The 26,664-nt window shown below is 54.0% G+C and carries 17 protein-coding genes, 4 tRNA genes, 3 rRNA genes, 2 pseudogenes and 1 riboswitch; of the genes and pseudogenes, 5 read left to right on the top strand and 21 right to left on the bottom strand.

Translation table 11 applies throughout. The features are described from left to right. From ilvD to ilvL, 5 genes are all read right to left on the bottom strand, one after another. Window positions 1–1,851, bottom strand: a complete 1,851-nt coding sequence (ilvD, locus tag A8O29_RS21860; protein ID WP_125355605.1) for a dihydroxy-acid dehydratase — start codon at window positions 1,849–1,851, stop codon at window positions 1–3. Between the two features lie 56 nt (window positions 1,852–1,907). Beyond that, window positions 1,908–2,840: a branched-chain amino acid transaminase gene (locus A8O29_RS21865; RefSeq protein WP_110512562.1), complete on the bottom strand. Its 933-nt coding sequence runs from the start codon at window positions 2,838–2,840 to the stop codon at window positions 1,908–1,910. A 17-nt stretch (window positions 2,841–2,857) separates the two neighbouring features. Continuing rightward, on the bottom strand, window positions 2,858–3,121 hold the full coding sequence (gene ilvM / locus A8O29_RS21870; RefSeq protein ID WP_125355607.1) for an acetolactate synthase 2 small subunit: 264 nt from the start codon (window positions 3,119–3,121) through the stop codon (window positions 2,858–2,860). Continuing rightward, window positions 3,118–4,764, bottom strand: coding sequence for an acetolactate synthase 2 catalytic subunit (gene ilvG, locus A8O29_RS21875; protein ID WP_125355609.1), 1,647 nt, complete (start codon window positions 4,762–4,764; stop codon window positions 3,118–3,120). Before ilvG ends, ilvM begins: the two co-directional genes overlap by 4 nt. A 139-nt stretch (window positions 4,765–4,903) precedes the next feature. After that, window positions 4,904–5,002, bottom strand: coding sequence for an ilv operon leader peptide (ilvL, locus tag A8O29_RS21880; RefSeq protein WP_001311244.1), 99 nt, complete (start codon window positions 5,000–5,002; stop codon window positions 4,904–4,906). Window positions 5,003–5,329: 327 nt separating this feature from the next. On the opposite strand from ilvL, the pseudogene A8O29_RS21885 reads away from it, so the two are divergent. Beyond that, window positions 5,330–6,848 (top strand): annotated as a pseudogene (locus tag A8O29_RS21885) (YifB family Mg chelatase-like AAA ATPase). A gap of 25 nt (window positions 6,849–6,873) precedes the next feature. Here the strand turns inward: A8O29_RS21885 and A8O29_RS21890 are convergent. Continuing rightward, window positions 6,874–7,212: a MaoP family protein gene (locus A8O29_RS21890; protein WP_110512566.1), complete on the bottom strand. Its 339-nt coding sequence runs from the start codon at window positions 7,210–7,212 to the stop codon at window positions 6,874–6,876. 118 nt (window positions 7,213–7,330) lie between these two features. Between A8O29_RS21890 and hdfR the strand changes: the two genes are divergently transcribed. Continuing rightward, window positions 7,331–8,152, top strand: coding sequence for an HTH-type transcriptional regulator HdfR (gene hdfR, locus A8O29_RS21895; protein ID WP_125355611.1), 822 nt, complete (start codon window positions 7,331–7,333; stop codon window positions 8,150–8,152). A 92-nt stretch (window positions 8,153–8,244) separates the two neighbouring features. Here hdfR and A8O29_RS21900 read toward each other — a convergent pair. The 9 genes from A8O29_RS21900 to btuB all read right to left on the bottom strand — a co-directional run bounded on the left by A8O29_RS21900 (window position 8,245) and on the right by btuB (window position 16,687). Continuing rightward, window positions 8,245–8,320, bottom strand: a tRNA-Trp gene (locus A8O29_RS21900). Window positions 8,321–8,373: 53 nt separating this feature from the next. Continuing rightward, window positions 8,374–8,450, bottom strand: a tRNA-Asp gene (locus A8O29_RS21905). A 54-nt stretch (window positions 8,451–8,504) separates the two neighbouring features. Then, window positions 8,505–8,620: ribosomal RNA gene (gene rrf, locus A8O29_RS21910) — 5S ribosomal RNA — on the bottom strand. A 97-nt stretch (window positions 8,621–8,717) separates the two neighbouring features. Continuing rightward, a 23S ribosomal RNA gene (locus tag A8O29_RS21915) occupies window positions 8,718–11,623 on the bottom strand. A 206-nt stretch (window positions 11,624–11,829) separates the two neighbouring features. Next, window positions 11,830–11,905 (bottom strand) — tRNA-Ala (locus A8O29_RS21920). Window positions 11,906–11,970: 65 nt separating this feature from the next. Further along, a tRNA-Ile gene (locus A8O29_RS21925) sits at window positions 11,971–12,047 on the bottom strand. 72 nt (window positions 12,048–12,119) lie between these two features. Then, window positions 12,120–13,659 (bottom strand): 16S ribosomal RNA (locus A8O29_RS21930). The 16S, 23S and 5S rRNA genes sit together here with 4 tRNA genes alongside, the layout of an rRNA operon. Before the next feature lie 384 nt (window positions 13,660–14,043). Then, window positions 14,044–14,895 carry a glutamate racemase gene (gene murI / locus A8O29_RS21935; RefSeq protein WP_110511837.1) on the bottom strand — a complete coding sequence of 284 codons (852 nt, stop codon included), beginning with the start codon at window positions 14,893–14,895 and terminating at the stop codon, window positions 14,044–14,046. Further along, complete coding sequence (btuB, locus tag A8O29_RS21940; protein WP_174081416.1) at window positions 14,840–16,687, bottom strand: TonB-dependent vitamin B12 receptor BtuB; 1,848 nt, start codon at window positions 16,685–16,687, stop codon at window positions 14,840–14,842. Before btuB ends, murI begins: the two co-directional genes overlap by 56 nt. 67 nt (window positions 16,688–16,754) lie before the next feature. Beyond that, window positions 16,755–16,950: riboswitch (cobalamin riboswitch) on the bottom strand. 115 nt (window positions 16,951–17,065) lie between these two features. On the opposite strand from btuB, the gene trmA reads away from it, so the two are divergent. Further along, window positions 17,066–18,166, top strand: coding sequence for a tRNA (uridine(54)-C5)-methyltransferase TrmA (gene trmA, locus A8O29_RS21945; protein WP_159466058.1), 1,101 nt, complete (start codon window positions 17,066–17,068; stop codon window positions 18,164–18,166). Window positions 18,167–18,205: 39 nt separating this feature from the next. Here trmA and A8O29_RS21950 read toward each other — a convergent pair whose 3' ends face one another. After that, window positions 18,206–18,565 (bottom strand): YijD family membrane protein, encoded by a 360-nt coding sequence (locus tag A8O29_RS21950; protein ID WP_110511840.1) that lies wholly within the window; start codon window positions 18,563–18,565, stop codon window positions 18,206–18,208. A gap of 3 nt (window positions 18,566–18,568) precedes the next feature. After that, window positions 18,569–19,215, bottom strand: a pseudogene (gene fabR / locus A8O29_RS21955) (HTH-type transcriptional repressor FabR). Between the two features lie 197 nt (window positions 19,216–19,412). Here fabR and sthA point away from each other — a divergent pair. Continuing rightward, window positions 19,413–20,813: a Si-specific NAD(P)(+) transhydrogenase gene (gene sthA, locus A8O29_RS21960; protein WP_110511842.1), complete on the top strand. Its 1,401-nt coding sequence runs from the start codon at window positions 19,413–19,415 to the stop codon at window positions 20,811–20,813. Here the strand turns inward: sthA and oxyR are convergent. The 4 genes from oxyR to argC form a co-directional block, all read right to left on the bottom strand. Continuing rightward, on the bottom strand, window positions 20,796–21,713 hold the full coding sequence (gene oxyR / locus A8O29_RS21965) for a DNA-binding transcriptional regulator OxyR (RefSeq protein WP_133462450.1): 918 nt from the start codon (window positions 21,711–21,713) through the stop codon (window positions 20,796–20,798). The genes sthA and oxyR overlap by 18 nt on opposite strands. 177 nt (window positions 21,714–21,890) lie before the next feature. Beyond that, the gene (gene argH / locus A8O29_RS21970) at window positions 21,891–23,264 is read right to left on the bottom strand and encodes an argininosuccinate lyase (RefSeq protein ID WP_159466056.1); all 1,374 of its coding nucleotides are present in this window, start codon (window positions 23,262–23,264) and stop codon (window positions 21,891–21,893) included. A gap of 105 nt (window positions 23,265–23,369) precedes the next feature. Next, entirely contained in the window at window positions 23,370–24,146 is a 777-nt protein-coding gene (argB, locus tag A8O29_RS21975; RefSeq protein ID WP_159466055.1) for an acetylglutamate kinase, read from the bottom strand. A 10-nt stretch (window positions 24,147–24,156) separates the two neighbouring features. Further along, window positions 24,157–25,161, bottom strand: a complete 1,005-nt coding sequence (gene argC / locus A8O29_RS21980) for an N-acetyl-gamma-glutamyl-phosphate reductase (RefSeq protein WP_174081417.1) — start codon at window positions 25,159–25,161, stop codon at window positions 24,157–24,159. Window positions 25,162–25,249: 88 nt separating this feature from the next. On the opposite strand from argC, the gene argE reads away from it, so the two are divergent. Next, window positions 25,250–26,401 (top strand): acetylornithine deacetylase, encoded by a 1,152-nt coding sequence (argE, locus tag A8O29_RS21985; protein ID WP_133462446.1) that lies wholly within the window; start codon window positions 25,250–25,252, stop codon window positions 26,399–26,401. The last annotated feature ends 263 nt before the right edge of the window (window positions 26,402–26,664 follow it).

Genomic DNA, 26,664 nt, shown 5'->3' on the forward strand with positions numbered 1-26,664 from the left:
TCAGCCCCCAAGTTTGGATTTATCGCGCACTGCACCTTTGTCTGCACTGGTCGCCAGGCTGGCGTAGGCACGCAGCGCGAAGGAAACCTGACGTTCGCGATTGCGCGGAGTCCAGGCCTGATCGCCACGTGCGTCCTGCGCTTCACGACGCGCAGCCAGTTCCTGATCGCTCAGCTGCAGCTGAATACCACGGCTCGGAATGTCGATGGCAATCATGTCGCCATCTTCAATCAGCGCGATGTTGCCGCCGCTTGCCGCTTCCGGTGATACATGGCCGATAGACAGACCCGACGTCCCGCCGGAGAAGCGTCCGTCGGTGACCAGCGCACAAGCTTTACCGAGGCCCATTGATTTCAGGAAGGTGGTTGGGTACAGCATTTCCTGCATGCCCGGCCCGCCTTTTGGCCCTTCGTAGCGGATAACCACCACGTCGCCGGCAACCACTTTGCCGCCGAGAATTGCTTCTACCGCATCGTCCTGGCTTTCGTAGACTTTCGCCGGGCCGGTGAATTTCAGATTACTGTCGTCCACACCCGCGGTTTTCACGATGCAGCCGTTTTCCGCGAAGTTACCGTACAGCACTGCCAAACCACCGTCCTGACTGTAGGCATTTTCCAGTGAACGGATACAGCCTTCGGCGCGATCGTCGTCCAGCGTGTCCCAACGGCAGTTCTGCGAGAAGGCCTGCGTGGTACGAATACCTGCCGGTCCCGCACGGAACATGGTTTTCACCGCCTCGTCTTTGGTCAGCATCACATCGTACTGATCCAACGTCTGCGGCAGTGACAGCCCCAGTACGTTTTTCACGTCGCGGTTCAGCAGCCCGGCGCGGTCCAGCTCTCCGAGAATACCGAGCACACCACCGGCGCGGTGCACGTCTTCCATGTGATATTTCTGGGTACTTGGCGCGACTTTACACAGCTGCGGCACATTGCGGGACAGCTTGTCGATGTCCGTCATGGTGAAGTCAATTTCCGCTTCCTGCGCGGCGGCCAGCAGGTGCAAAACGGTATTGGTGGAACCACCCATGGCGATATCCAGCGTCATGGCGTTCTCAAACGCGGCTTTGCTGGCGATATTACGCGGCAGCGCAGACGCGTCGTCCTGCTCGTAATAACGCTTGGTCAGCTCAACGATGCGCGTACCGGCGTTGAGGAACAGGTCCTTACGATCGGCGTGCGTTGCCAGCAGCGAGCCGTTGCCCGGCTGCGACAGGCCCAGCGCTTCGGTCAGGCAGTTCATCGAGTTGGCGGTGAACATGCCGGAACAGGAACCACAGGTCGGACACGCGGAGCGCTCAATCTGATCGCTCTGTTCGTCGGACACTTTAGGGTCCGCGCCCTGAATCATCGCATCAACCAGGTCCAGCTTGATGATCTGATCGGAAAGCTTGGTTTTACCGGCTTCCATCGGACCGCCGGAAACAAAGATCACTGGAATGTTGAGGCGCAGAGACGCCATCAGCATCCCCGGGGTGATTTTGTCGCAGTTGGAGATACACACCATTGCATCCGCGCAGTGGGCGTTCACCATGTATTCCACGGAATCGGCGATCAGTTCGCGCGACGGCAGCGAATACAGCATGCCCCCGTGGCCCATGGCGATGCCGTCATCGACGGCAATGGTGTTGAATTCTTTTGCCACGCCGCCGGAGGCTTCGATTTGCTCAGCAACCAGTTTACCGAGGTCGCGCAAATGGACGTGGCCTGGCACGAACTGGGTAAACGAGTTCACAACGGCAATAATGGGTTTGCCAAAATCGGCATCTGTCATCCCGGTGGCGCGCCACAGCGCGCGGGCACCCGCCATATTACGGCCGTGGGTGGTAGTGGCGGAACGATACTTAGGCATGCTCTGTTTACTCCCGTCTATCTGTTAAATGGGACGGTGCGTGCCGTCCCATTGTTTTATTTCGGATTAACTTGATCCAACCAACCCCATTTATCTTCGGTTTCACCGGTAAAGAGGCCAAAGAATGCTTGCTGAATACGTTTGGTGACCGGGCCACAGCGGCCTTCGCCCACCTGGATGCGGTCGACGCTGCGAACCGGCGTGATTTCTGCGGCGGTACCGGACATGAACACTTCGTCAGCCAGATACAGCGATTCGCGGGACAGCACCTGCTCGCGAACTTCGATATTGAGGTCTTTCGCCAGTTTGATGATGGCATCACGGGTAATACCCGGCAGCGCGGAAGAGGTAAACGGCGGCGTGAACAGAATGCCGTCTTTCACTTCGAACAGGTTCTCGCCTGCGCCTTCAGAGATATAGCCGTTCACATCCAGCGCGATCCCTTCCTGGTAGCCGTGACGACGCGCTTCGCTGCCGACCAGCAATGAGGAAAGGTAGTTCCCGCCCGCTTTCGCGGCGGTTGGGATGGTGTTCGGTGCCACACGATTCCAGGAAGACACCATTGCGTCGATCCCTTGATCCAGCGCTTCTGCGCCGAGGTATGCACCCCAAGGGAAAGCGGCAATGATAACGTCAGTGTTGTAACCGTCTGGCGGGTTCACGCCCATACCAACATCGCCAACGAACACCAGCGGACGAATGTAGGCGCTGGTCAGGTTATTTTTACGGATAACGTTCCGGCAGGCTTCCATCAGTTCATCAACGCTCTGAGAAACCGGGAAACGATAAATTTTGGCTGAATCATGCAGACGCTGCATGTGTTCACGATGACGGAACACCACCGGGCCTTTGTGAGAATCGTAGCAACGGATGCCTTCGAAGACGGACGTCCCGTAATGCAGAGCGTGGGACATCACGTGCACCTTCGCTTCACCCCATGGGGTCATCTCACCATTAAACCAGATGTAATCAGCTTTTTTCGTCGTCATTGTTCTTCCTTTTGCGCTCAGGCGCGGATTTGTTGTGATGTTGTTGTTCGTTGCTGGATCTCGACGCGGGCGACGTCTACCAGTTTGCTTAACTGACTAAACAGTAATTCGACTGGACGAAGGCTGGCAACGGTCAATTCAATATTTATGTTCTGGGCGTCGGTGGCGGTTTCCATGTTCATGGCACAAATTTGAAAACCACGATGGCGTACCACGCGCAAAACGCGCTCTAACGTTTCCGGGTTGAAGCGGGCCTGTACGGCAACCTGATGATGCATCATGATAATTTCTCCAGCATTTCTGCATTACTGGCACCCGGCGGTACCAGCGGCCAGACGTTTTCGAGTTCGTCGATTGAGACATGAAGCAGGTATGGCCCGGTGCTGTTCAGCATGGTGTCGAGAGCCGCTTCAACCTGGTCTTTACGGGTAATGTGCTGACCAGGAATGCCAAAGGCACTGGCCAGTACGAGGAAATCAGGGTTATCGGTGAGCGTGGTTTCGCTGTAGCGCTCCTGGAAAAAAAGCTGCTGCCACTGACGAACCATTCCCAGGCGCTGGTTGTCGAGAATGACAATCTTCACCGGCAGCTGCTTACGCTTCACGGTGCCGAGCTCCTGCACGTTCATCATGAACGAGCCATCCCCGGAAATGCAGATAACGGTATCGTTCGGACGCGCAACCTGCGCCCCCACGGCCGCAGGCAGGCCAAAGCCCATCGTGCCTAAACCGCTAGAGGTGATGAAATTTTCAGGATGGGTATAGGTCATGTGCTGCGCCGACCACATCTGATGCTGCCCGACGTCGGTCGTCACTACGCTATTGGCCGGTTTGCGATCGGACAGCTGTTTGAGCAGCAATGGCGCGTAAATGGCCTCGCCTGGATGGTCGTAGCGCCAGGCGCTCTCGGCACGTAATTCCGCCGTGTGTTTACGCCACGCATCGATATTCAGCGGCTGTTGCAGCGCAGGTAACAACGCGTTCAAATCAGCCTGCAGACCCACATGAACCTGACGCAGCTTGTTCAGTTCCGCCGGGTCGATATCCATGTGGATGACTTTCGCATTCGGTGCAAACGTATTCAGCTTGCCAGTCACGCGGTCATCAAAGCGCGCGCCGACGGCAATCAGCAAATCACACTGTTGTACTGCCAGGTTGGCCGCTTTGGTGCCGTGCATGCCCAGCATCGCCAGGTAGTACGGGTAATCTGCATCTACTGCACCGAGCCCCTTCAACGTGCAGGTGACGGGCATTTGCGTAACCGCGATAAACTCGCGCAGGGCAGGAACCGCCTGCGCCATCCCGACGCCACCGCCAACGTACAATATCGGCTGACTGGCCTGGGCAATCATCTGGCGAGCCTGTTCAACGTCTTCAAACGGGAAAGCCGTTTCATCTTCAACAGTGGAAAAATGCGGCTCAAGTGCGGCGCTGGCGACCTGGATATCTTTCGGGATATCAACCAATACCGGGCCAGGACGGCCTGAGTTTGCCACCTGGAAAGCTTCAGCCATTACGCGTGGAAGCTCTTCCAGCGACTGCACCAGAAAACTGTGTTTGGTGCAGGCCAGTGATAAACCGAGCACGTCCACTTCCTGAAAAGCATCGGTGCCGATAAACGAGGAAGCGACCTGCCCGGTGATGGCCACCACCGGGACGGAATCCAACAGCGCATCAGCAAGACCGGTGATGAGGTTGGTGGCTCCTGGGCCGGAAGTGGCCATACACACACCGGTTTTACCCGTTGCGCGGGCATAACCAATCGCCGCCATTGCCGCGCCCTGCTCATGGCGACACAGCAGGTGTTCCACGCCACCGTCGTATAACGCATCGTAGATAGGCATTATGGCGCCGCCCGGATAGCCGAATACGGTCTCGACTCCCTGCGCTCGCAACGCATGTACCACCCACTGAGCCCCATTCATAGTTACTTCCCCGTCACATTTCGTGAGAAACAGAATTTTATGCTGATAGTCATGTTCTGTTCCTCTTTGGTTTTTCGCAGTCATAAAAAAACCCCCGGACCTTTCGGTGCGGGGGTCTTAGTTCGTTAAGGCTTGTTTTCTAAGCCTTTCCTCTTCCAAGTGCAGCCCCGCACGGTGGGATAATAATCACCACCACGCTAATCACGACCAGGCTAATCACTCGTAGAAGGGCTGTCATTTTCTGTTCTTTCTGGCTTCTTGTTCGAAGGAATACCTAAAGAGTTACCACAGACTCTGCGAATAACACAAGATTTTTTATAATGCGTTTTCTGATCGCGCTAACGATATTGGTAAAAAGTATTGTTTTTTATAAGAAATAACTGAGATGAAAATTCTTCATTACATTCAGGCAATTCAATGACGTCTATTTTTCGCGAACGCGCTTCCAATTGTATGTAACGGTAATGAAAACCCCTGCAAATCACCGGATAAATGCTCGTAAAAAACAACATTGTTCATTGTCACGCTTGCACGAGACGACATACTGACTTTTCACGGAGGCACTATGTCATTGTCGATTATTTATACACGGGCCGCATTGGGGGTGAACGCCCCGCTCATCACCGTGGAAGTGCATATCAGTAACGGATTACCCGGCTTAACGATGGTGGGTTTACCGGAAACCGCGGTGAAAGAGGCTCGCGATCGCGTTAGAAGCGCGATGATTAATAGCGGGTATGAATTTCCGGCAAAGAAAATAACCATCAACCTGGCACCGGCCGATCTTCCCAAGGAAGGCGGACGATACGACTTGCCTATCGCAATTGCGCTTCTGGCGGCGTCTGAGCAACTCAACGCAACCAGACTTAGCCAACGAGCTTATAGGTGAACTCGCGCTTACAGGTGCACTACGCGGAGTTACCGGGGCCATTTCCGGTGCGATGGAAGCTATCAGCGCAGGCCGACAGATTATTGTGGCCGCGGAGAATGCCCCTGAGGTCGGCCTGATTGGCGGAACAGACTGTTTCATTGCCAGCCATCTGCAGGAGGTTTGTGCATTTCTTGAGGGACGCACAGAATTGCCACATCCTGAAATGCTGGAAGACATACCTACGACCGTTGAGCCCGACATCAGCGACGTGATAGGCCAACAGCAGGGAAAGCGCGCGTTGGAAATTGCCGCCGCGGGCGGGCATAACCTGCTACTTGTGGGACCACCGGGTACCGGAAAAACGATGCTGGCAAGCCGGCTACCTGGCATTCTGCCCTCTCTGAGCAGCCAGGAAGCCCTGGAGAGTGCGGCAATCCTCAGCCTGACCAGTGCGGGGCAACTTCACCAACAATGGCGTAAGCGCCCATTCCGCTCGCCCCATCACAGTGCATCACTTACGGCAATGGTTGGTGGTGGTACGATCCCCGCCCCAGGGGAGATCTCGTTAGCGCATAATGGCATTCTGTTTCTCGACGAACTCCCGGAATTCGAACGGCGGGTGCTGGATGCCCTGCGTGAACCCATTGAGTCAGGAAAAATTCATATCTCCCGGACTCGGGCAAAAATTACCTATCCGGCACGTTTTCAACTCATTGCCGCCATGAACCCCAGCCCGACGGGACACTACCAGGGCAATCATAACCGCAGCTCTCCGGAGCAAATCCTGCGCTACCTGGCACGTCTGTCGGGGCCTTTTCTCGACCGCTTTGATCTCTCTCTGGAGATCCCGCTCCCGCCTCCAGGTCTTCTGAGTCAACGGCCTGAAAAAGGCGAAAGCAGCACGACAGTTAAGGCCCGCGTCATTGCCGCGCAGCAGATACAGTTGTCTCGCCAGGGAAAGCTCAACGCCCTACTCGAGAATAATGAGATTAAAACGTGGTGTGAATTACAGGAGGAGGACGCGGTATGGCTGGAACAGGCTTTAGCCCAATTGGGATTATCGATTCGGGCCTGGCAGCGTCTGATTAAGGTTTCGCGGACTCTGGCCGATCTCGCCGGAGCGGAAAAGATAACACGGGTACATTTACAGGAAGCACTGGGGTATCGGGCAATAGAAAGGTTACTGATTCATTTACAGAAAATGATGGCGTAAAAAAGGGGCTTTCGCCCCTTTCTCATTAATCGTCGCTTTCGGTGTAGTCTTCTGCACCTTCTGTCTGTGGCTTACCACCGGACAGCGTATGAAAACGTTTTGGCCGTTTGATTCGCGCCATGTATTTGATCCATACACGCTCAATCTCGGTTGCCGGTTCGCGTTCGCCACGGCATACCGCGACAAACTGCTTTTCGTCTTCCGTCAGGGGCTCACGGTGACCCAGTTCCAGCTCATTAAACGCATAACCGTGGCGCTCCAGCAGTTGGGCTTCTTTAATGGTGAAGTCACCATGACGAGAGAATCCACGCGGATAATTTTTATTGTCAAAAAAACGATTAGTCGTCGTAAAGCTTTCCGCCATCCTACACGCTCCTAATTCTTTGGCTGAGCTATTTATGGCGCGGAGTATTAGTTACGCTTGACAGAGCGTCAAACAAAACATTTAAATCAACACGACAAATTATTTTGCGGAGAAGGTTGTGGATACGGAATTGCTAAAGACTTTCCTTGAAGTGAGCCGAACGCGCCACTTCGGGCGTGCGGCAGAAGCGCTATACCTGACGCAATCAGCCGTCAGCTTTCGTATTCGTCAGCTTGAGAACCAACTGGGTGTGAACCTTTTCACCCGACATCGTAACAATATCCGCCTGACAGCGGCCGGTGAGAAGCTCCTTCCCTATGCCGAAACGCTGATGAGTACCTGGCAATTGGCGCGTAAGGAAGTGGCCAATACGTCACGCCATAATGAGTTCTCTATTGGTGCCAGCGCCTCACTGTGGGAATGCATGCTAAATAGCTGGCTGGGGCGACTCTATCCGTCACACAACACGTTGCAATTTGAGGCCCGTATCGCTCAGAGACAATCGTTGGTTAAACAGCTACATGAGCGTCAGTTGGATTTGCTGATTACCACGGAAGCCCCAAAAATGGACGAGTTCAGCAGCCAGTTGCTGGGACATTTCACTTTAGCTCTCTATTGTTCGAGTCCTTCGCAGGTCAAAGCGAATCTGAACTATCTGCGGCTGGAATGGGGCCCGGACTTCCAACAGCATGAAGCAGGACTTATTGCACCCGATGACATTCCACTCCTGACAACCAGTTCCGCGGAGCTGGCACGGCAACAACTCATGCCGCTTGAGGGCTGTTCCTGGCTACCAATGGTTTGGGCGAAAGAGAAAGGCGGCATGCATACCGTCGCTGACAGTGCGACGCTTTCACGCCCGCTGTATGCCATTTGGCTTCAGAACAGTGACAAGCAGGCGCAAATTCGTGAGATCTTGAAGGTTACAGTGCTCGAATAAAGGACGTGGATTTTTTTGATAAGAGGAGGCGGATGAAAATCCGCTGAATTTTAGACAAAAAAAATCCTTTGCCGAAGCAAAGGATCATTATATGGCAGGGGCGGAGAGACTCGAACTCGCGACACCCGGTTTTGGAGACCGGTGCTCTACCAACTGAGCTACGCCCCTAAATAACGCTTATTATTAAGCCCGCAATGAAGCAGGCTTAATTTTCTAATAAGTGGCGGAACGGACGGGACTCGAACCCGCGACCCCCTGCGTGACAGGCAGGTATTCTAACCGACTGAACTACCGCTCCACCGAATTTCTTTACAACAACCGGTTTTATGCCCCGGTTTAATGCTAATTTGATGCCTGGCAGTTCCCTACTCTCGCATGGGGAGACCCCACACTACCATCGGCGCTACGGCGTTTCACTTCTGAGTTCGGCATGGGGTCAGGTGGGACCACCGCGCTGTTGCCGCCAGGCAAATTCTGTTTACCAACACACCCTTCAGGGTCTGTCAGTTAATCTGTTTCAAGCTGAATATCGTCGTCTCTCACGCCAAAACATCTTCGGCGTTGTAAGGTTAAGCCTCACGGTTCATTAGTACTGGTTAGCTCAACGTATCGCTACGCTTACACACCCAGCCTATCAACGTCGTAGTCTTCAACGTTCCTTCAGGACTCTCAAGGAGTCAGGGAGAACTCATCTCGGGGCAAGTTTCGTGCTTAGATGCTTTCAGCACTTATCTTTTCCGCATTTAGCTACCGGGCAATGCCATTGGCATGACAACCCGAACACCAGTGATGCGTCCACTCCGGTCCTCTCGTACTAGGAGCAGCCCCCCTCAATTCTCCAGCGCCCACGGCAGATAGGGACCGAACTGTCTCACGACGTTCTAAACCCAGCTCGCGTACCACTTTAAATGGCGAACAGCCATACCCTTGGGACCTACTTCAGCCCCAGGATGTGATGAGCCGACATCGAGGTGCCAAACACCGCCGTCGATATGAACTCTTGGGCGGTATCAGCCTGTTATCCCCGGAGTACCTTTTATCCGTTGAGCGATGGCCCTTCCATTCAGAACCACCGGATCACTATGACCTGCTTTCGCACCTGCTCGAGCCGTCACTCTCGCAGTCAAGCTAGCTTATGCCATTGCACTAACCTCCTGATGTCCGACCAGGATTAGCTAACCTTCGTGCTCCTCCGTTACTCTTTGGGAGGAGACCGCCCCAGTCAAACTACCCACCAGACACTGTCCGCAACCCGGATTACGGGTCTACGTTAGAACATCAAACATTAAAGGGTGGTATTTCAAGGTTGGCTCCACAAGAACTGGCGTCCTCGCTTCAAAGCCTCCCACCTATCCTACACATCAAGGCTCAATGTTCAGTGTCAAGCTATAGTAAAGGTTCACGGGGTCTTTCCGTCTTGCCGCGGGTACACTGCATCTTCACAGCGAGTTCAATTTCACTGAGTCTCGGGTGGAGACAGCCTGGCCATCATTACGCCATTCGTGCAGGTCGGAACTTACCCGACAAGGAATTTCGCTACCTTAGGACCGTTATAGTTACGGCCGCCGTTTACCGGGGCTTCGATCAAGAGCTTCTCCCTAAGGATAACCCCATCAATTAACCTTCCGGCACCGGGCAGGCGTCACACCGTATACGTCCACTTTCGTGTTTGCACAGTGCTGTGTTTTTAATAAACAGTTGCAGCCAGCTGGTATCTTCGACTGATTTCAGCTCCATCCGCAGGGACTTCACCTACACATCAGCGTGCCTTCTCCCGAAGTTACGGCACCATTTTGCCTAGTTCCTTCACCCGAGTTCTCTCAAGCGCCTTGGTATTCTCTACCTGACCACCTGTGTCGGTTTGGGGTACGATTTCGTGTTACCTGATGCTTAGAGGCTTTTCCTGGAAGCAGGGCATCTGTTACTTCAGTACCGTAGTACCTCGTCATCACACCTCAGCGTTAGATAAGAGTCCGGATTTACCTAAACTCTCCGCCTACATGCTTAAACCGGGACAACCGTCGCCCGGATAACATAGCCTTCTCCGTCCCCCCTTCGCAGTAACACCAAGTACAGGAATATTAACCTGTTTCCCATCGACTACGCCTTTCGGCCTCGCCTTAGGGGTCGACTCACCCTGCCCCGATTAACGTTGGACAGGAACCCTTGGTCTTCCGGCGAGCGGGCTTTTCACCCGCTTTATCGTTACTTATGTCAGCATTCGCACTTCTGATACCTCCAGCTACCCTCACAGGCCACCTTCAACGGCTTACAGAACGCTCCCCTACCCAACAACACATAGTGTCGCTGCCGCAGCTTCGGTGCATAGTTTAGCCCCGTTACATCTTCCGCGCAGGCCGACTCGACCAGTGAGCTATTACGCTTTCTTTAAATGATGGCTGCTTCTAAGCCAACATCCTGGCTGTCTGAGCCTTCCCACATCGTTTCCCACTTAACTATGACTTTGGGACCTTAGCTGGCGGTCTGGGTTGTTTCCCTCTTCACGACGGACGTTAGCACCCGCCGTGTGTCTCCCGTGATAACATTCTTCGGTATTCGTAGTTTGCATCGGGTTGGTAAGTCGGGATGACCCCCTAGCCGAAACAGTGCTCTACCCCCGAAGATGAGTTCACGAGGCGCTACCTAAATAGCTTTCGGGGAGAACCAGCTATCTCCCGGTTTGATTGGCCTTTCACCCCCAGCCACAAGTCATCCGCTAATTTTTCAACATTAGTCGGTTCGGTCCTCCAGTTAGTGTTACCCAACCTTCAACCTGCCCATGGCTAGATCACCGGGTTTCGGGTCTATACCCTGCAACTTAACGCCCAGTTAAGACTCGGTTTCCCTTCGGCTCCCCTATTCGGTTAACCTTGCTACAGAATATAAGTCGCTGACCCATTATACAAAAGGTACGCAGTCACCTAACAAGTAGGCTCCCACTGCTTGTACGTACACGGTTTCAGGTTCTTTTTCACTCCCCTCGCCGGGGTTCTTTTCGCCTTTCCCTCACGGTACTGGTTCACTATCGGTCAGTCAGGAGTATTTAGCCTTGGAGGATGGTCCCCCCATATTCAGACAGGATACCACGTGTCCCGCCCTACTCTTCGAGTTCACAACGCGTGCATTTTCATGTACGGGGCTATCACCCTGTATCGCCGGACTTTCCAGACCGTTCCATTAACACGCGCGCTGATTCAGACTCTGGGCTCCTCCCCGTTCGCTCGCCGCTACTGGGGGAATCTCGGTTGATTTCTTTTCCTCGGGGTACTTAGATGTTTCAGTTCCCCCGGTTCGCCTCATTAAGCTATGTATTCACTTAATGATAGTGTGTCGAAACACACTGGGTTTCCCCATTCGGGTATCGCCGGGTCAAAGGTTCATATCACCTCGCCGACGCTTATCGCAGATTAGCACGCCCTTCATCGCCTCTGACTGCCAGGGCATCCACCGTGTACGCTTAGTCGCTTAACCTCACAACCCGAAGATGTTTCTTTCGATTCATCATCGACTTGCAATAATTTGAGAGACTCGAACACACCGTATTTTCCTTTCTTATTACGGAGAAAGGAAACAGTGTGTCGTTTCAATTTTCAGCTTGATCCAGATTTTTAAAGAGCAAAACTTCGCAGTACACCTTTTCAGGTACACTCTGAAGTTTATTTTCAGCAGTAAAGTGATGGTGGAGCTATGCGGGATCGAACCGCAGACCTCCTGCGTGCAAGGCAGGCGCTCTCCCAGCTGAGCTATAACCCCATCGTATTATCAAATCTCTTACCCGTTCATTTCCTGCCAGAACGTACCAAAGCAACGAAATGAATTGGTAGGCCTGAGTGGACTTGAACCACCGACCTCACCCTTATCAGGGGTGCGCTCTAACCACCTGAGCTACAAGCCTGCAGAGATTTTTTTACTGCTTATTTTTCATCAGACAATCTGTGTGGACACTACAAAGGCAGGTTCTTTAAGGTAAGGAGGTGATCCAACCGCAGGTTCCCCTACGGTTACCTTGTTACGACTTCACCCCAGTCATGAATCACAAAGTGGTAAGCGCCCTCCCGAAGGTTAAGCTACCTACTTCTTTTGCAACCCACTCCCATGGTGTGACGGGCGGTGTGTACAAGGCCCGGGAACGTATTCACCGTAGCATTCTGATCTACGATTACTAGCGATTCCGACTTCATGGAGTCGAGTTGCAGACTCCAATCCGGACTACGACGCACTTTATGAGGTCCGCTTGCTCTCGCGAGGTCGCTTCTCTTTGTATGCGCCATTGTAGCACGTGTGTAGCCCTACTCGTAAGGGCCATGATGACTTGACGTCATCCCCACCTTCCTCCAGTTTATCACTGGCAGTCTCCTTTGAGTTCCCGGCCGAACCGCTGGCAACAAAGGATAAGGGTTGCGCTCGTTGCGGGACTTAACCCAACATTTCACAACACGAGCTGACGACAGCCATGCAGCACCTGTCTCAGAGTTCCCGAAGGCACCAAAGCATCTCTGCTAAGTTCTCTGGATGTCAAGAGTAGGTAAGGTTCTTCGCGTTGCATCGAATTAAACCACATGCTCCACCGCTTGTGCGGGCCCCCGTCAATTCATTTGAGTTTTAACCTTGCGGCCGTACTCCCCAGGCGGTCGACTTAACGCGTTAGCTCCGGAAGCCACGCCTCAAGGGCACAACCTCCAAGTCGACATCGTTTACGGCGTGGACTACCAGGGTATCTAATCCTGTTTGCTCCCCACGCTTTCGCACCTGAGCGTCAGTCTTTGTCCAGGGGGCCGCCTTCGCCACCGGTATTCCTCCAGATCTCTACGCATTTCACCGCTACACCTGGAATTCTACCCCCCTCTACAAGACTCTAGCCTGCCAGTTTCGAATGCAGTTCCCAGGTTGAGCCCGGGGATTTCACATCCGACTTGACAGACCGCCTGCGTGCGCTTTACGCCCAGTAATTCCGATTAACGCTTGCACCCTCCGTATTACCGCGGCTGCTGGCACGGAGTTAGCCGGTGCTTCTTCTGCGAGTAACGTCAATCGTTGCGGTTATTAACCACAACGCCTTCCTCCTCGCTGAAAGTACTTTACAACCCGAAGGCCATCTTCATACACGCGGCATGGCTGCATCAGGCTTGCGCCCATTGTGCAATATTCCCCACTGCTGCCTCCCGTAGGAGTCTGGACCGTGTCTCAGTTCCAGTGTGGCTGGTCATCCTCTCAGACCAGCTAGGGATCGTCGCCTAGGTGAGCCATTACCCCACCTACTAGCTAATCCCATCTGGGCACATCCGATGGCAAGAGGCCCGAAGGTCCCCCTCTTTGGTCCGAAGACGTTATGCGGTATTAGCTACCGTTTCCAGTAGTTATCCCCCTCCATCGGGCAGTTTCCCAGACATTACTCACCCGTCCGCCGCTCGTCACCCAGGAGCAAGCTCCCTGTGTTACCGCTCGACTTGCATGTGTTAGGCCTGCCGCCAGCGTTCAATCTGAGCCATGATCAAACTCTTCAATTTAAGTTTGATGCTCATGAATTAAACTTCGTAATGAATTACGTATGTTCACTCATAAGACTTGGTATTCTATTTAGCGTCTTTCGACGTTAAGAATCCATGTCACTTTGAGTGCCCACACAGATTGTCTGATAAATTGTTAAAGAGCAGTGAGTTACGCGCTTTCGCTTGCTAACTCGAGGTCCCGTATAATACGTTTTCCTCATTCAGAGTCAAGCGTTTATTTTCGCTTTTCTCTGTCAGGATTTCCTGGGAAACCCTTCTGACCCGGCGGCTGGCGAGCCGTTGTTCCGTGTCAGTGGAGGCGCATTATAGGGAGTTCTGAGACGTTGACAAGCCCTGTTTGCAAAAAACTTTTCAACCGTCTCTTTTTTGCTCAAACGCCTACTAAACAGACAGCTTTTCGAGTCTTTCGAAGCCATAACGCTGCAAAACGGGGAAAAGTTGCTCAGTTTCCGGTGTAGACGCCATACAAAAAGCGATATTCGCATCTGAGGATTTCGCATCCGGCGCTTCATGTTCCAGCAACCAGACCGTTCGGCGCGCAATAGCCGCCCCGGAATCCACCAGTCGAGTACCTTCCGGCAGGACTTCAAGCAGCTCATTCTGCAATAAAGGGAAATGCGTGCATCCCAGAACGACTGTATCTGGCGGCTCAGGCATTCTCAGCCATGGGCGCAGGATACGACGCAGCTCATCGAGCGGAACAGGTTCGCCATGCAATTTCGCTTCCGCCAGTTCCACCAGCTCCGCGGAACCCAGCATTTCAATCTGGCACTCATTCGCGAAGCGCTCGATCAATTCACGTGTATAAGGACGCTTTACCGTTCCGCGCGTCGCCAGCAACCCAACCACACCGTTCGCCGTAAGACGCGCGGCCGGTTTAATCGCTGGCACTACACCCACCACAGGAAAGGCGAACTTCTCACGCAGGCCTGGAAGTGAAACGGTGCTTGCCGTGTTGCAGGCGATGACCGCCAGAGCAAGGGGATAACGCTGTTGAACCGCTGTGACTATCTCGAGTACGCGCTCGACGATAAAAGCTTCGCTCTTCTCGCCATAAGGAAAGGCAACGTTATCGAAAACGTAGATGTAATGAAGATCCGGCAGCAGGTGCCGAATCTCATCATAAACCGACAACCCACCGACCCCGGAATCAAACACCAGGACGGTGGGACGTGGATCAGAAGGTGTAGCTGCCAGACAAGTTGTATTCCCGTCCTGCAGTTTCGTAGCCATAAACTGTCTCGTAGTCTTTATCGAACAGGTTGGCGATTTTACCACGAACTGTAAGGTGAGAGGTGACAGGATATGACACGGCAAGATCCCATAGGCTGACGCCGCCCATTTTCACGTTCTCTGAAGTATACGTGTTCGGGTCAAACGCAGTGTCATAGCGAGTGCCCAGATAGTGATACGTCACGCCCCAGTCGAAGTCATACACCTGCCAGTCCAGCTGGTACTTCACCTGCTGTTTTGCCCGACGCAACAACAGTTCATCGGTTTGCGTATTGCGGGCATCCAGATAGTCATAGCTCAGGGTGTGTGATAACGGACCGGTGTCGAAGGATGCCGTGGCCTCAATACCTTTAATGCGCGCTTTGCCCACGTTGTAGTACTGATTCAGGTTGTAGTCGTAGTCAATGAGATTATCGACATCGTTGCGGTATCCGGACACACGCCAGTTTACGCCCGCCGTTAAGCCCTCGAAGGCCCCTTCCCACTGCTTACTTTCTTCCGGGTCGAGATGTTCGTTGCCATAGAAACCGTACAACTGCCCCAGATTCGGCGCTTTAAACGCAGTGCCGTAGGACGCCACGAAGCGATAGCCGTCGACAAATTCCCAGGCAGCACTGCCCTGCCAGGTACCATGATCGCCAAACTGTGAGTTATCGTCGCCGCGCACCGCACCTTCAAAGGTGAACTCACCGAACTGTTGTAATGCCGTCAGGAAAAGACCGGTGTTTCGCAGCTCGTAGCCATCTGTGACGTAGTTGGTACCGGGTTCCGTGGTTTGTTTCTGCCAGTCAACGCCCGCACCAATGTTGCCGTGGCCGACATCCACCGAGTTGGCCCACTGCATGTTGTACTGTTTAATTTCATCCAACGTCGCCGTGGAGTCGTACCGACCCAGACGCGGATCGTAGTTGTAGTCTTTACTGTGGCTATAGCTGGAGGTCAGCTGTGAATGGAAGATGTCGTTATTGAAACGCACGCCCGCATCCCAGGTCTGGCTGTAAAGCTGGCGAGTATCAACAAGCACGCCCATATAAGGAGAGTTGTCATAAGCCGTGCGGTTGTCGTAACCGTAGCCGCGCACAAAACCACTCCATTCATCAGAGAATCTATGCTCCAGCGCACCGTACAGGCTTTTACTCATAAAGCCATCACGATCCGTCTGCGGCTGGCCACCGGTATTCCCGTCCGCCACGACATCGTAGCCTTTGGTATAAGTGTAATCCCCGGAGAGCGTCACTCGGGTGTTGTCCCCCAGTTTCTGCTGGGTAGTACCGTTGTAGCTTTGATAGCCGTTCGAGCCCACGCCGGCATTCAACGTGGTGCCGTCTTTTTCACGAGTCGTAATAATGTTAACCACGCCGCCAATCGCATCAGAGCCATATACCGCCGAGCGAGGCCCGCGGATATATTCGATACGCTGCACAAGGCTAATCGGGAACTGACTTAAATCTGATGAACCGCTGACGCCCGCCTGATTCAGACGCACGCCATCCACCAAAATAAGGACATGGCTGGAGTTGGTACCACGGATAAATAAAGAAGAACTTTGTCCGAGACCGCCGTTTTGCGCGATGTCCACCCCGGGCAGACGACGCATCACATCGGTAACAGAGGCAGATTGCCAGCGATCGATATCCTGTCGGGTAACGACGCTAACCGGCGCCAGCACCGTATTGACAGGTTGTTGGAAACGGTTTGCTGTGACGACCATCGTGTCTGAGCTGCTATCCTGCGCCCAGCCAGAAAAAGCTGTGACGGAGAGCGCCGTCAGCAGCGAAGCTTTTTTAATCATTGTTAAAAGCATCCAATAAATAAGAAGGATGCCGCTGGTCTCATCAGTAGCTCGCGATGATGAGGATCCGTTGCGACGTACTCCGGCAGGTCTTCGGGCTAGAAGGCTCCCCAAACATACTCGGGGCAATGAAACGATGACTTCCCACCTGCCGGCAGTGTCTGCTTACGCTCTCATTTCGCCTTACTCTACCGCTGCGCGTCAGCTCCAGATTTGCACTGGATTCCCTTTTAACTCACAAGACCGGAAACAGGATGCTACATTCAGTAACATGCAGATGTCCAGACTGCTAATCATCGGCCCCAGGCCATCAAGGGCTGGACATCCTGTGAGCATTCCCTACAATCGCCGCGTTATTTATCTCTTTCAGGAAGCATCATGACCCCCGAACACCTGCCGACAGAACAGTACGAGGCCCAGCTAGCAGAGAAAGTTGTCCGCCTGCAAAGCATGATGGCGCCACACAATGCCCCTGCGCCGGAGGTGTTCCGCTCACCTGTCAGTCACTACCGCATGCGTGCTGAATTCCGCATGTGGCACGACGGAGACGACCTCTATCACATCATCTTCGATCAGGCGACCAAACAGCGCATTCGTGTCGATACCTTCCCGGCGGCCAGCGAACGGATTAACGCGCTAATGAAAGCCATTCTGGAAGGCGTAAAGGGCGAGAAAGTCCTGCGTCACAAGCTGTTCCAGATTGATTACCTGACCACCATGAGCAATCAGGCCATCGTATCCCTGCTTTATCATAAGAAGCTTGATGACGAATGGCAGGCTGCCGCCACGGTACTGCGTGACGCGTTACGCGCCGCCAACCTGAACGTGCATCTGATTGGACGTGCGACGAAAACCAAAATCGCACTGGATCAGGACTTTATTGATGAGCGTTTGCCGGTCGGCGGACAGGAAATGATTTACCGTCAGGTGGAAAATAGCTTCACCCAGCCGAATGCGGCGATGAACATTCAGATGCTGGAATGGGCGCTGAATGCCACTGAGAATTCGAAAGGCGATTTGCTGGAGTTGTACTGCGGTAACGGTAACTTCTCGCTGGCGTTGGCGCGCAACTTTGATCGCGTGCTGGCGACCGAAATTGCCAAACCCTCTGTGGCGGCTGCGCAGTACAACATTGCGGCTAACCACATTGATAACGTGCAAATTATTCGTATGTCTGCGGAAGAGTTTACCCAGGCGATGAACGGCGTTCGTGAGTTTAACCGTTTGCAGGGTATCGATCTGAAGGGTTATCAGTGTGAAACGATTTTCGTCGATCCACCGCGCAGCGGGCTGGACAGCGAAACCGAGAAGATGGTGCAGGCGTACCCGCGTATTCTGTACATTTCCTGCAATCCGGAAACGTTATGTAAGAATCTGGAAACGTTAGGCCAAACGCACAACGTTGAGCGCCTGGCGCTGTTCGATCAGTTCCCGTACACTCATCACATGGAGTGTGGGGTCTGGCTGACGAAGAAGTAACCCGCCTTTTAGCCCTCTCGTTGAGAGGGCTCATCCGCATTATTCCGCGATTTCAGCGTTACGATTACGCATCCGAAAACCAATCCAGAACACCATAATCACCGACAGTACGGCCGGGAAGAAGTTAGAGCCGATATCCGGGTATTCCGCACGTACGACGGTACTGTAAACCAACACGCCGAGGATAAAACACGCGGCGGCAAGCCCTGGCAGCCCAACCGGCATAGTGCGGTTTTGGTAACGTTGATGCAGACAGTACACCGTCAGCACCAGCGCAATCAGGGGGAATACGGTAAAGGGTACGATGGAGCTGAAGAGGGCAGCAAATGTCCCATTAATGGATAAACCAGCGACCAACGCCAGTAACAACGTACCTCTGTCTTGACCTGTCTGTTTCATTACTCATCCTTCACATTTTTCGGAATGGTGTGCACTTTCTCTTGTTCACGGCGATACCAGTAATACGCGCCTTTGGAAATCATCCGCAGCTGCAGTACCAGTCGCTCTTCTAATTGCCGACGCTGTTCAGGGCCGACGTCCAGTGCTTCTGCACCTGCACTGAAAACGATGGTGACCATCGCTTCGGCTTGCGCTTCAGTGAAGGCGCGCGGCATATGGTTTTCGATTTCAAGATAGTCGGCAAGTTCCGCAATAAAGTGCTGAATCTCACGGGCGACGGCGGCACGAAACGCCGCAGAAGTGCCGGAACGTTCACGCAACAGTAAGCGGAATGCGTTGGGGTTATTGCCGATAAATTCCATAAAGGTCGACACGGAGGTGCGAATAACGCTGCCGCCTTTGGCAATACGCTGACGCGCCTGACGCATAAGTTGACGCAGCATTAGTCCGCTTTCGTCGACCATGGTCAGACCGAGTTCATCCACATCGCGGAAATGACGATAGAAAGAGGTCGGCGCAATCCCCGCCTCGCGCGCAACTTCACGCAGGCTCAGGCTGGCAAAACTTCTTTCAGCACTCAGTTGACTGAATGCGGCTTCCACCAGCGAACGGCGGGTTTTTTCTTTTTGTAGCGCTCTAACGCCCATCACGATGTCTGAATCCTTCCATCTGCCTTGTCGGCACTATACCAGAGATTAAAACTAATCTGTTTGAGGTGCTTTGTGAATGATTGTTTACGGGCGGTTTGTGCTCTCCAGTGTGAAAAAAGCACAACGATAATTGGGTTATCGGGGCAATGATGTTACTATTCTGTTGCTTTTATGTATAAGAACAGGTAAGCCTTACCATGCCACACACCTACGATTATGATGCAATAGTAATTGGTTCTGGCCCGGGCGGCGAAGGCGCTGCAATGGGGCTGGTTAAGCAAGGAGCCCGTGTCGCCGTCATCGAGCGTTATCACAACGTCGGCGGGGGCTGTACTCACTGGGGCACCATCCCATCGAAAGCGCTTCGTCACGCCGTAAGCCGCATTATCGAATTCAACCAGAACCCTCTCTACAGCGACCATACCCGACTACTTCGTTCTTCATTCGCCGACATTCTCAACCATGCCGACAGCGTGATTAACCAGCAGACTCGGATGCGCCAGGGGTTCTACGAACGAAACCACTGCGAAATTCTGCAGGGGGATGCCCACTTTGTTGACGAACACACCATCGCCCTAGAGTGCCATGACGGCTCGGTCGAAACGGTGACGGCGGAGAAATTTATTATCGCCTGCGGCTCGCGTCCTTATCGTCCGGACGATGTCGACTTCTCACACCCGCGCGTCTACGACAGCGACTCTATCCTCAGCCTGCACCATGAACCACGTCACGTGATCATCTACGGTGCCGGGGTGATCGGCTGCGAATATGCGTCGATCTTCCGCGGAATGGAGGTAAAAGTTGATTTGATCAACACCCGCGATCGCCTGTTGGCCTTCCTCGATCAGGAAATGTCAGACTCCCTTTCATATCACTTCTGGAACAGCGGCGTGGTCATTCGCCACAACGAAGAGTACGAGAAGATTGAAGGGATGGACGACGGCGTGATCATGCACCTGAAGTCCGGCAAAAAGCTCAAAGCCGACTGCCTGCTGTTCGCTAACGGACGTACCGGTAACACCGACAGCCTGGCGCTGGAAAACATCGGCCTGCAAACCGACAGCCGCGGTCAGCTGAAAGTGAACAGCATGTACCAGACCGCCATTCCGCATATCTATGCAGTCGGCGACGTTATCGGTTATCCGAGTCTGGCGTCTGCAGCTTACGATCAGGGTCGAATTGCTGCCCAGGCTCTGGTCAAAGGCGAAGCCACCGCGCACCTGATTGAAGACATTCCAACGGGCATCTACACCATCCCGGAAATCAGTTCTGTCGGTAAAACCGAACAGCAGCTGACGGCGATGAAAGTGCCGTACGAAGTCGGTCGGGCGCAGTTTAAGCACCTGGCGCGGGCGCAAATTGTCGGCATGAATGTGGGAACGCTGAAGATCCTGTTTCATCGGGAAACCAAGGAAATTTTGGGGATTCATTGCTTTGGCGAGCGCGCGGCCGAAATCATTCACATCGGCCAGGCGATAATGGAGCAAAAAGGTGGAGGTAACACCATCGAGTACTTCGTTAACACCACCTTTAACTACCCGACCATGGCGGAAGCCTATCGGGTTGCCGCGCTGAACGGCTTAAACCGCCTGTTTTAACGGTTTGTCGAAATGACCATCCATCTGCGTGCGGATGGCCTCTGCCAGCTGCTCATAGCGGCTGCGCAGCGGTGAACCTGGACGGTAAACCAGACCGACGGTACGACGAGGCTCCGGCTTAATGCACGGCAGATAAACCACGCCATCACGTTTACGTTCTGGCGGAACCGCCAATGCCGGTAACAGCGTAATACCGCTGCCTGCTGCAACCATATTGCGCAGCGTTTCCAGACTGGTGGCGCGGAAATGCGTATCTTCCTCCGCTCCCGCTTCAAAACAAAAGCCCATCGCCTGGTCGCGCAGGCAGTGCCCGTCTTCCAGCATCAGCAGCTTTTCACCGGCCAGATCGGACATCGGCACGCGGTCACGATTCGCCCACGGGTGATCTTCGTAGATAGCCAGCATCATTGGCTCATCGAACAGCGGCACCTCAATAAAGGCTTCGCTCTCTTTGACCAACGCCAGGATTGCACAGTCGAGCTTGCCGCTGTCGAGTTGCGCCAGCAGCTGATGGGTCTGCGCTTCGTGCAGATACATTTCCAACTTAGGGAATGTCTGATGCAGCATAGGGATAATCTGCGGTAACAGATAAGGCCCCACGGTGGGGATCAGGCCAATATGCAGCGGCCCGGACATCGCTTCGCCCTGTTGGCTCGCCATTTCCTTGAGCACTTTTACCTCGCGCAGCACGGTGCGCGCCTGGTCCACCAGCAATAATCCTGCCTGCGTAAACAGCACCTTACGGCTGGTACGCTCCAACAGCATTACGCCCAGCTCATCTTCCAGCTTGCGGATCTGCCCACTTAACGTCGGCTGACTCACGTGACAGGAATCCGCCGCACGGCGGAAATGACGATGCTCTGCTAAGGCAACCAGGTATTCAAGATCACGAATATTCATTATTCATCCTCCATCGCCACGATAGTTCATGGCGATAGATAGCATAGCAACGAACGATAATCCCTATCAAGTCCCCTGTGGTCCGTTTTTTTTGCATAAAAAAACCCGGCATTTCGCCAGGCTCGAACGGTATTTGTAGGCCGGGTAAGCGCAGCGCCACCCGGCATTTTCACAGACTTAGCCCAAACGTTCCTGCGCATCTTTGATCGCCTGCGCAACCTGTTTCGGCGACACGCCACCTTGAGCGGCACGCTTATCGAGGCACGATTGCAGCGACAAAATCGGGTAAACATCGTCGCCAATCACTGCGCTGAATTTCTGCAACTCTGTTAGCGTCAGCGCTTCCAGCGGTTTGCCCTGACGAATGGCTTCCACCACTGCTTCACCCACAATATGGTGCGCTTCACGGAACGGAACACCTTTGGCGACCAGATAGTCCGCAAGTTCGGTCGAGTTGGCATAACCCTGCTGCGCCGCTTCCTGACAACGCGGGCGTTTCACCTGAATGCCGTCCAGCACCAGCGCGCCCATATGCAGGCAATCGAGCCAGGTGTCCAGTGCGTCGAACAGCCCTTCTTTGTCTTCCTGCATATCTTTGTTATACGCCAGCGGCAGGCCTTTCAGGGTCATCATCATGCCTGTCAGCGCGCCCTGCACGCGGCCACATTTACCGCGGATCAGCTCCAGCGCATCGGGGTTTTTCTTCTGCGGCATCAGGGAGGAACCCGAGGTCACGCGGTCAGACAGCTCCACAAAGCCCGCTTCACCGGAGTTAAAGAAAATCAGGTCTTCGGCGAAACGCGACAGATGCACCATGCCGATGGAGGCGTTCGACAGCAGCTCCAGCACGTGGTCCCTGTCGGACACGCTGTCCAGACTGTTGCGGGTTGCCGATGCAAAGCCCAGCCAGCCAGCCAGCTGCTCACGATCGATTTCATACGCGGTACCGGCCAGCGCACCGCTGCCCAGCGGACTCACGTCCAGACGACGCAAGGTATCCTGCAAGCGGCTTTCGTCACGGGCCAGCATTTCGACATAGGCCAGACACCAGTGCGCAAAGGTCACCGGCTGCGCGCGTTGCAAGTGGGTATAACCCGGCATCACCGCATCCTGGTTTTGCTGCGCAGTTTCCACCAGCGCGGCCTGCAGCTGGCGACTGGCGCTCAGCAGTTCGGTTACCGTGTCTTTGCACCACAGTTTGAGATCGGTCGCCACCTGGTCATTACGGCTACGTCCGGTATGCAGTTTTTTCCCCAGCTGGCCGACTTTATCGATAAGTTTGCCTTCCACCCAGCTGTGAATATCTTCCGCGTCACTCTCCAGAATCTGCTGCGGATTCGCACGCACTTCTTCGAGCAAAACGTTCAGCGCTTCTTCAAGCTGCTGCTGTTCCGTCGCGGTCAACACGTTGACCGTCACCAGCGCTTTAGACCAGGCCACAGAGCCAATAATATCCTGCTCCGCCAGACGGTAGTCAAAGCGCAAAGAGTCGTTGAACTGTTTGAACCGCTGATCTGCTGCCTGAGTAAAACGCCCGCCCCAAAGTGCCATAACATGCTTCCTTAGTAATGAAATTTTTTGCCCGGTGGCGCAGTGCTTACCGGGCCTACAAAACCACGTAGGCCGGATAAGCGTAGCGCTATCCGGCATAGAATATTAAGCCAGAATACGCGTACCGATTGGCGTGCCGTTAAACAGCGATGGCAGCTGTTCAGCGTTGCGCCAGGACGCGATATCCACCGGACGACCCAGCGTACGGGCGGCATCCAGCGCAGCATTCACTTTGACGACCATGCCATCGGTGATGATGCCCTGGTCGATCAGCTGTTCCGCCTTCGCCGCCGTCATTTCGGCAATGCGCTGGCCTTTTCCATCAAGGATCCCGCTCACATCGGAGAGCAGAATCAGGTCCGCACCGAGCGTCGCCGCCAGCGCTGTCGCGGCCTGGTCAGCATTAACGTTCATCAGTTGGCCTTCTTCGGTCACGCCGATAGAACTCACGACCGGCAGGAAACCGCCCGCCATCAGCGTATTGATCAGCGCCGGAGAGCCCGGTTTCGCCAGACCTACGTGACCCAGCGCTTCGTCGAGCTGAGTAACCGTCACGCTGTCTCCGTCGCCAAGATACAGGCCCACGGATGCAATCTGATGTTTTTTGGCCCACGCCAGCAGCGTTTTGTTCGCCGTACCCGCCAGCGCACCGGTAATGATGTCAATCTGGTCGGCAGGCGTTACACGCAGGCCATTCTTCTTCTTCACCGGCAGATTCAGCTGTTTCATCAGTTCGTCCACCACGCAGCCACCGCCATGAACGATAACCAGCGGGCGTTGATGTTCCGCCCGGTAATGAACCAGCGCGGCAAACAGACGCTCCAGCGCTTCTTCACTGTCCAGCAGTACACCACCGAGTTTGATAATTAAAGGATTCATCATCAGGTATCCATTAAAGAAGAGACTGGGTTTCGGCATAGCCAAAACGAATGTTCGCGCACTGCACAGCCTGAGCCGCCGCGCCTTTGAGCAGGTTATCTTCTGCGGCGACCACAATCAGGTGCTCACCCTGAACGGCAAAACCGATGTCGCAGAAGGGCAGGCCGACCACATTTTTCAGGGCCGGAACGCCGTTGTCATACAGACGCACCAGCGGTTTATTCGCATACGCCTGTTGGAAAACATCCGCAACCTGCGCGCGAGTAACGCCCGGCTTCAGGCGGCAGGTAATAGTTTCCAGAATACCGCGTTTAAAGTTACCCAGATGCGGGGTGAAAATCACTTCCGCGCCCAGGTGAGTGGTGATTTCTGGGTGATGGCGGTGGTTGAACACGCCATAGGGTTGCAGGCTGACTTCGCAGAAGCTGTTGGAAACTGCTGCTTTGCGCCCTGCTCCGCTTACGCCACTGGTGGCGTTGATCACCGGCCATTGGGAAAGATCTAACAGCCCGGCGTCGATCAGCGGTTTGAGCGACAGTTGTGCCGCCGTCGGGTAGCAACCCGGGACCGCAATCAGATTCGCTTCTTTGATTTTATCGCCGCTCCACTCTGCCAGGCCGTACACCGCTTTCGCCAGCAGCTGAGGATGCTGGTGCGTGAAGCCATAATATTTCTGATAAAAATCAGCATCGTTGACGCGGAACGCGCCGGAAAGGTCAAACACCACGCAGCCCGCGTCGAGGAACTGTGGGGCCAGATCGTGGCTCACTTCGTGGGCCGTTGCGAGGAACACCACGTCCACACCCGCGGCAAATTCGCGAATATCGGACATCGGCTGCAGGGGCAAATCGACAATGCCTTTCAGCTGCGGATGCAGATCAGAAATTAACTTTCCGGCATCATTGCTTTGCGCTGAGACCGTCAAAGCGGTTATGTTCATGTGCGGATGACGATTTACGTAACTCACCAGCTCAGCGCCTGCATAACCGCTTGCGCCTACAATCAGCGTATTCAACATCGGGTTCCTTTATGCTCAACGATAATGTATTTTTATTCACTAATACTGCATGAATATTGATACTATCATGACCTAAGGTGTGTCAACAATGAAAAACAATTTACCGCCATTTATCGAGATTTACCGCGCATTGATCGCCACGCCGTCCATCAGCGCCACCGAAGAATCCCTTGATCAAAGTAATGAAGGTTTAATCAATCTGCTGGCGGATTGGTTCGCCACAATTGGCTTCACCGTCGAGATCCAGCCCGTTCCAGGCACGCGCCATAAATTCAACATGCTGGCCAGCACCGGACACGGCGCAGGCGGGCTGTTACTGACCGGGCATACGGACACCGTTCCGTTCGACGACGGCCGCTGGACGCGCGATCCCTTCACGCTGACCGAGCACGACAACAAGCTGTACGGCCTCGGTACCGCCGACATGAAAGGCTTCTTCGCCTTTATTCTCGACGCCCTGCGCGACGTCGACATCACGCAGCTGAAAAAACCGCTCTACATTCTGGCCACTGCCGACGAAGAAACCAGCATGGCGGGCGCGCGCTATTTCTCTGAATCCACCTCGCTACGTCCGGACTGCGCCATCATCGGCGAGCCGACGTCCTTGCAGCCGGTGCGCGCCCACAAAGGCCATATTTCCAATGCCATTCGCGTATTGGGGCAATCAGGGCACTCGAGTGATCCGGACCGCGGCGTGAACGCCATCGAGCTGATGCACGATGCCATTGGCCGCATCATGCAGTTGCGCGACTCGTTGAAAGAGCGTTATCACTACGACGCCTTTGCGGTGCCGTACCCGACGCTCAACCTCGGTGCCATTCATGGCGGTGATGCGTCTAACCGTATCTGCGCCTGCTGCGAACTGCATATGGATATTCGTCCGTTACCGGGTATGACCCTCGACGATCTCAACGGGCTGCTGACCGAAGCGCTGGCACCGGTCAGTGAAAAATGGCCGGGCCGCCTGACGGTGTCCGATCTGCATCCGCCAATCCCAGGCTATGCCTGTCCGCCGGACCATCAGCTGGTTCAGGTGGTAGAAAAGCTGCTGGGCACAAAAACCGAAGTGGTGAACTATTGCACCGAAGCGCCATACATTCAGACGCTGTGTCCGACGCTGGTGCTCGGGCCGGGCTCCATCAATCAGGCGCATCAACCAGATGAATACCTCGAAACACGCTTCATCAAACCGACTCGCGAGTTGATTACCCAGGTCGTCCATCACTTTTGCTGGCATTAATTCTGCCGCCACCCTCTCTGCCTGAGAGGGTGATTCACTTCACATTTCCATAAGAAGCGCTTATCTCACTGCCGCTGAGTTTAATTTGGCAAATTTCCGCCATTTTTTCGTTTGCTGAAGCGATTTCGCAACAATTGACGTAGGGGTTTTTACGTGGCTTTATAAAGTGAAGACGAGAAAATACCGAATACCATGTCCGAACGATTTTGTATCGCCGTCAGCGGTATCATCACGGTTGTGCGAAATCCAGGGACATACATAAA

The organism is Scandinavium goeteborgense (assembly GCF_003935895.2).
Classification (GTDB): domain Bacteria; phylum Pseudomonadota; class Gammaproteobacteria; order Enterobacterales; family Enterobacteriaceae; genus Scandinavium; species Scandinavium goeteborgense.

Bases quoted from the DNA above. Each gene is read 5' to 3' on its own strand.
- ilvD (WP_125355605.1), bottom strand. From the start codon at position 1,851: ATGCCTAAGTATCGTTCCGCCACTACCACCCACGGCCGTAATATGGCG.
- A8O29_RS21865 (WP_110512562.1), bottom strand. From the start codon at position 2,840: ATGACGACGAAAAAAGCTGATTACATCTGGTTTAATGGTGAGATGACC.
- ilvM (WP_125355607.1), bottom strand. From the start codon at position 3,121: ATGATGCATCATCAGGTTGCCGTACAGGCCCGCTTCAACCCGGAAACG.
- ilvG (WP_125355609.1), bottom strand. From the start codon at position 4,764: ATGAATGGGGCTCAGTGGGTGGTACATGCGTTGCGAGCGCAGGGAGTC.
- ilvL (WP_001311244.1), bottom strand. From the start codon at position 5,002: ATGACAGCCCTTCTACGAGTGATTAGCCTGGTCGTGATTAGCGTGGTG.
- A8O29_RS21890 (WP_110512566.1), bottom strand. From the start codon at position 7,212: ATGGCGGAAAGCTTTACGACGACTAATCGTTTTTTTGACAATAAAAAT.
- murI (WP_110511837.1), bottom strand. From the start codon at position 14,895: ATGGCTACGAAACTGCAGGACGGGAATACAACTTGTCTGGCAGCTACA.
- btuB (WP_174081416.1), bottom strand. From the start codon at position 16,687: ATGATTAAAAAAGCTTCGCTGCTGACGGCGCTCTCCGTCACAGCTTTT.
- trmA (WP_159466058.1), top strand. From the start codon at position 17,066: ATGACCCCCGAACACCTGCCGACAGAACAGTACGAGGCCCAGCTAGCA.
- A8O29_RS21950 (WP_110511840.1), bottom strand. From the start codon at position 18,565: ATGAAACAGACAGGTCAAGACAGAGGTACGTTGTTACTGGCGTTGGTC.
- sthA (WP_110511842.1), top strand. From the start codon at position 19,413: ATGCCACACACCTACGATTATGATGCAATAGTAATTGGTTCTGGCCCG.
- oxyR (WP_133462450.1), bottom strand. From the start codon at position 21,713: ATGAATATTCGTGATCTTGAATACCTGGTTGCCTTAGCAGAGCATCGT.
- argH (WP_159466056.1), bottom strand. From the start codon at position 23,264: ATGGCACTTTGGGGCGGGCGTTTTACTCAGGCAGCAGATCAGCGGTTC.
- argB (WP_159466055.1), bottom strand. From the start codon at position 24,146: ATGATGAATCCTTTAATTATCAAACTCGGTGGTGTACTGCTGGACAGT.
- argC (WP_174081417.1), bottom strand. From the start codon at position 25,161: ATGTTGAATACGCTGATTGTAGGCGCAAGCGGTTATGCAGGCGCTGAG.
- argE (WP_133462446.1), top strand. From the start codon at position 25,250: ATGAAAAACAATTTACCGCCATTTATCGAGATTTACCGCGCATTGATC.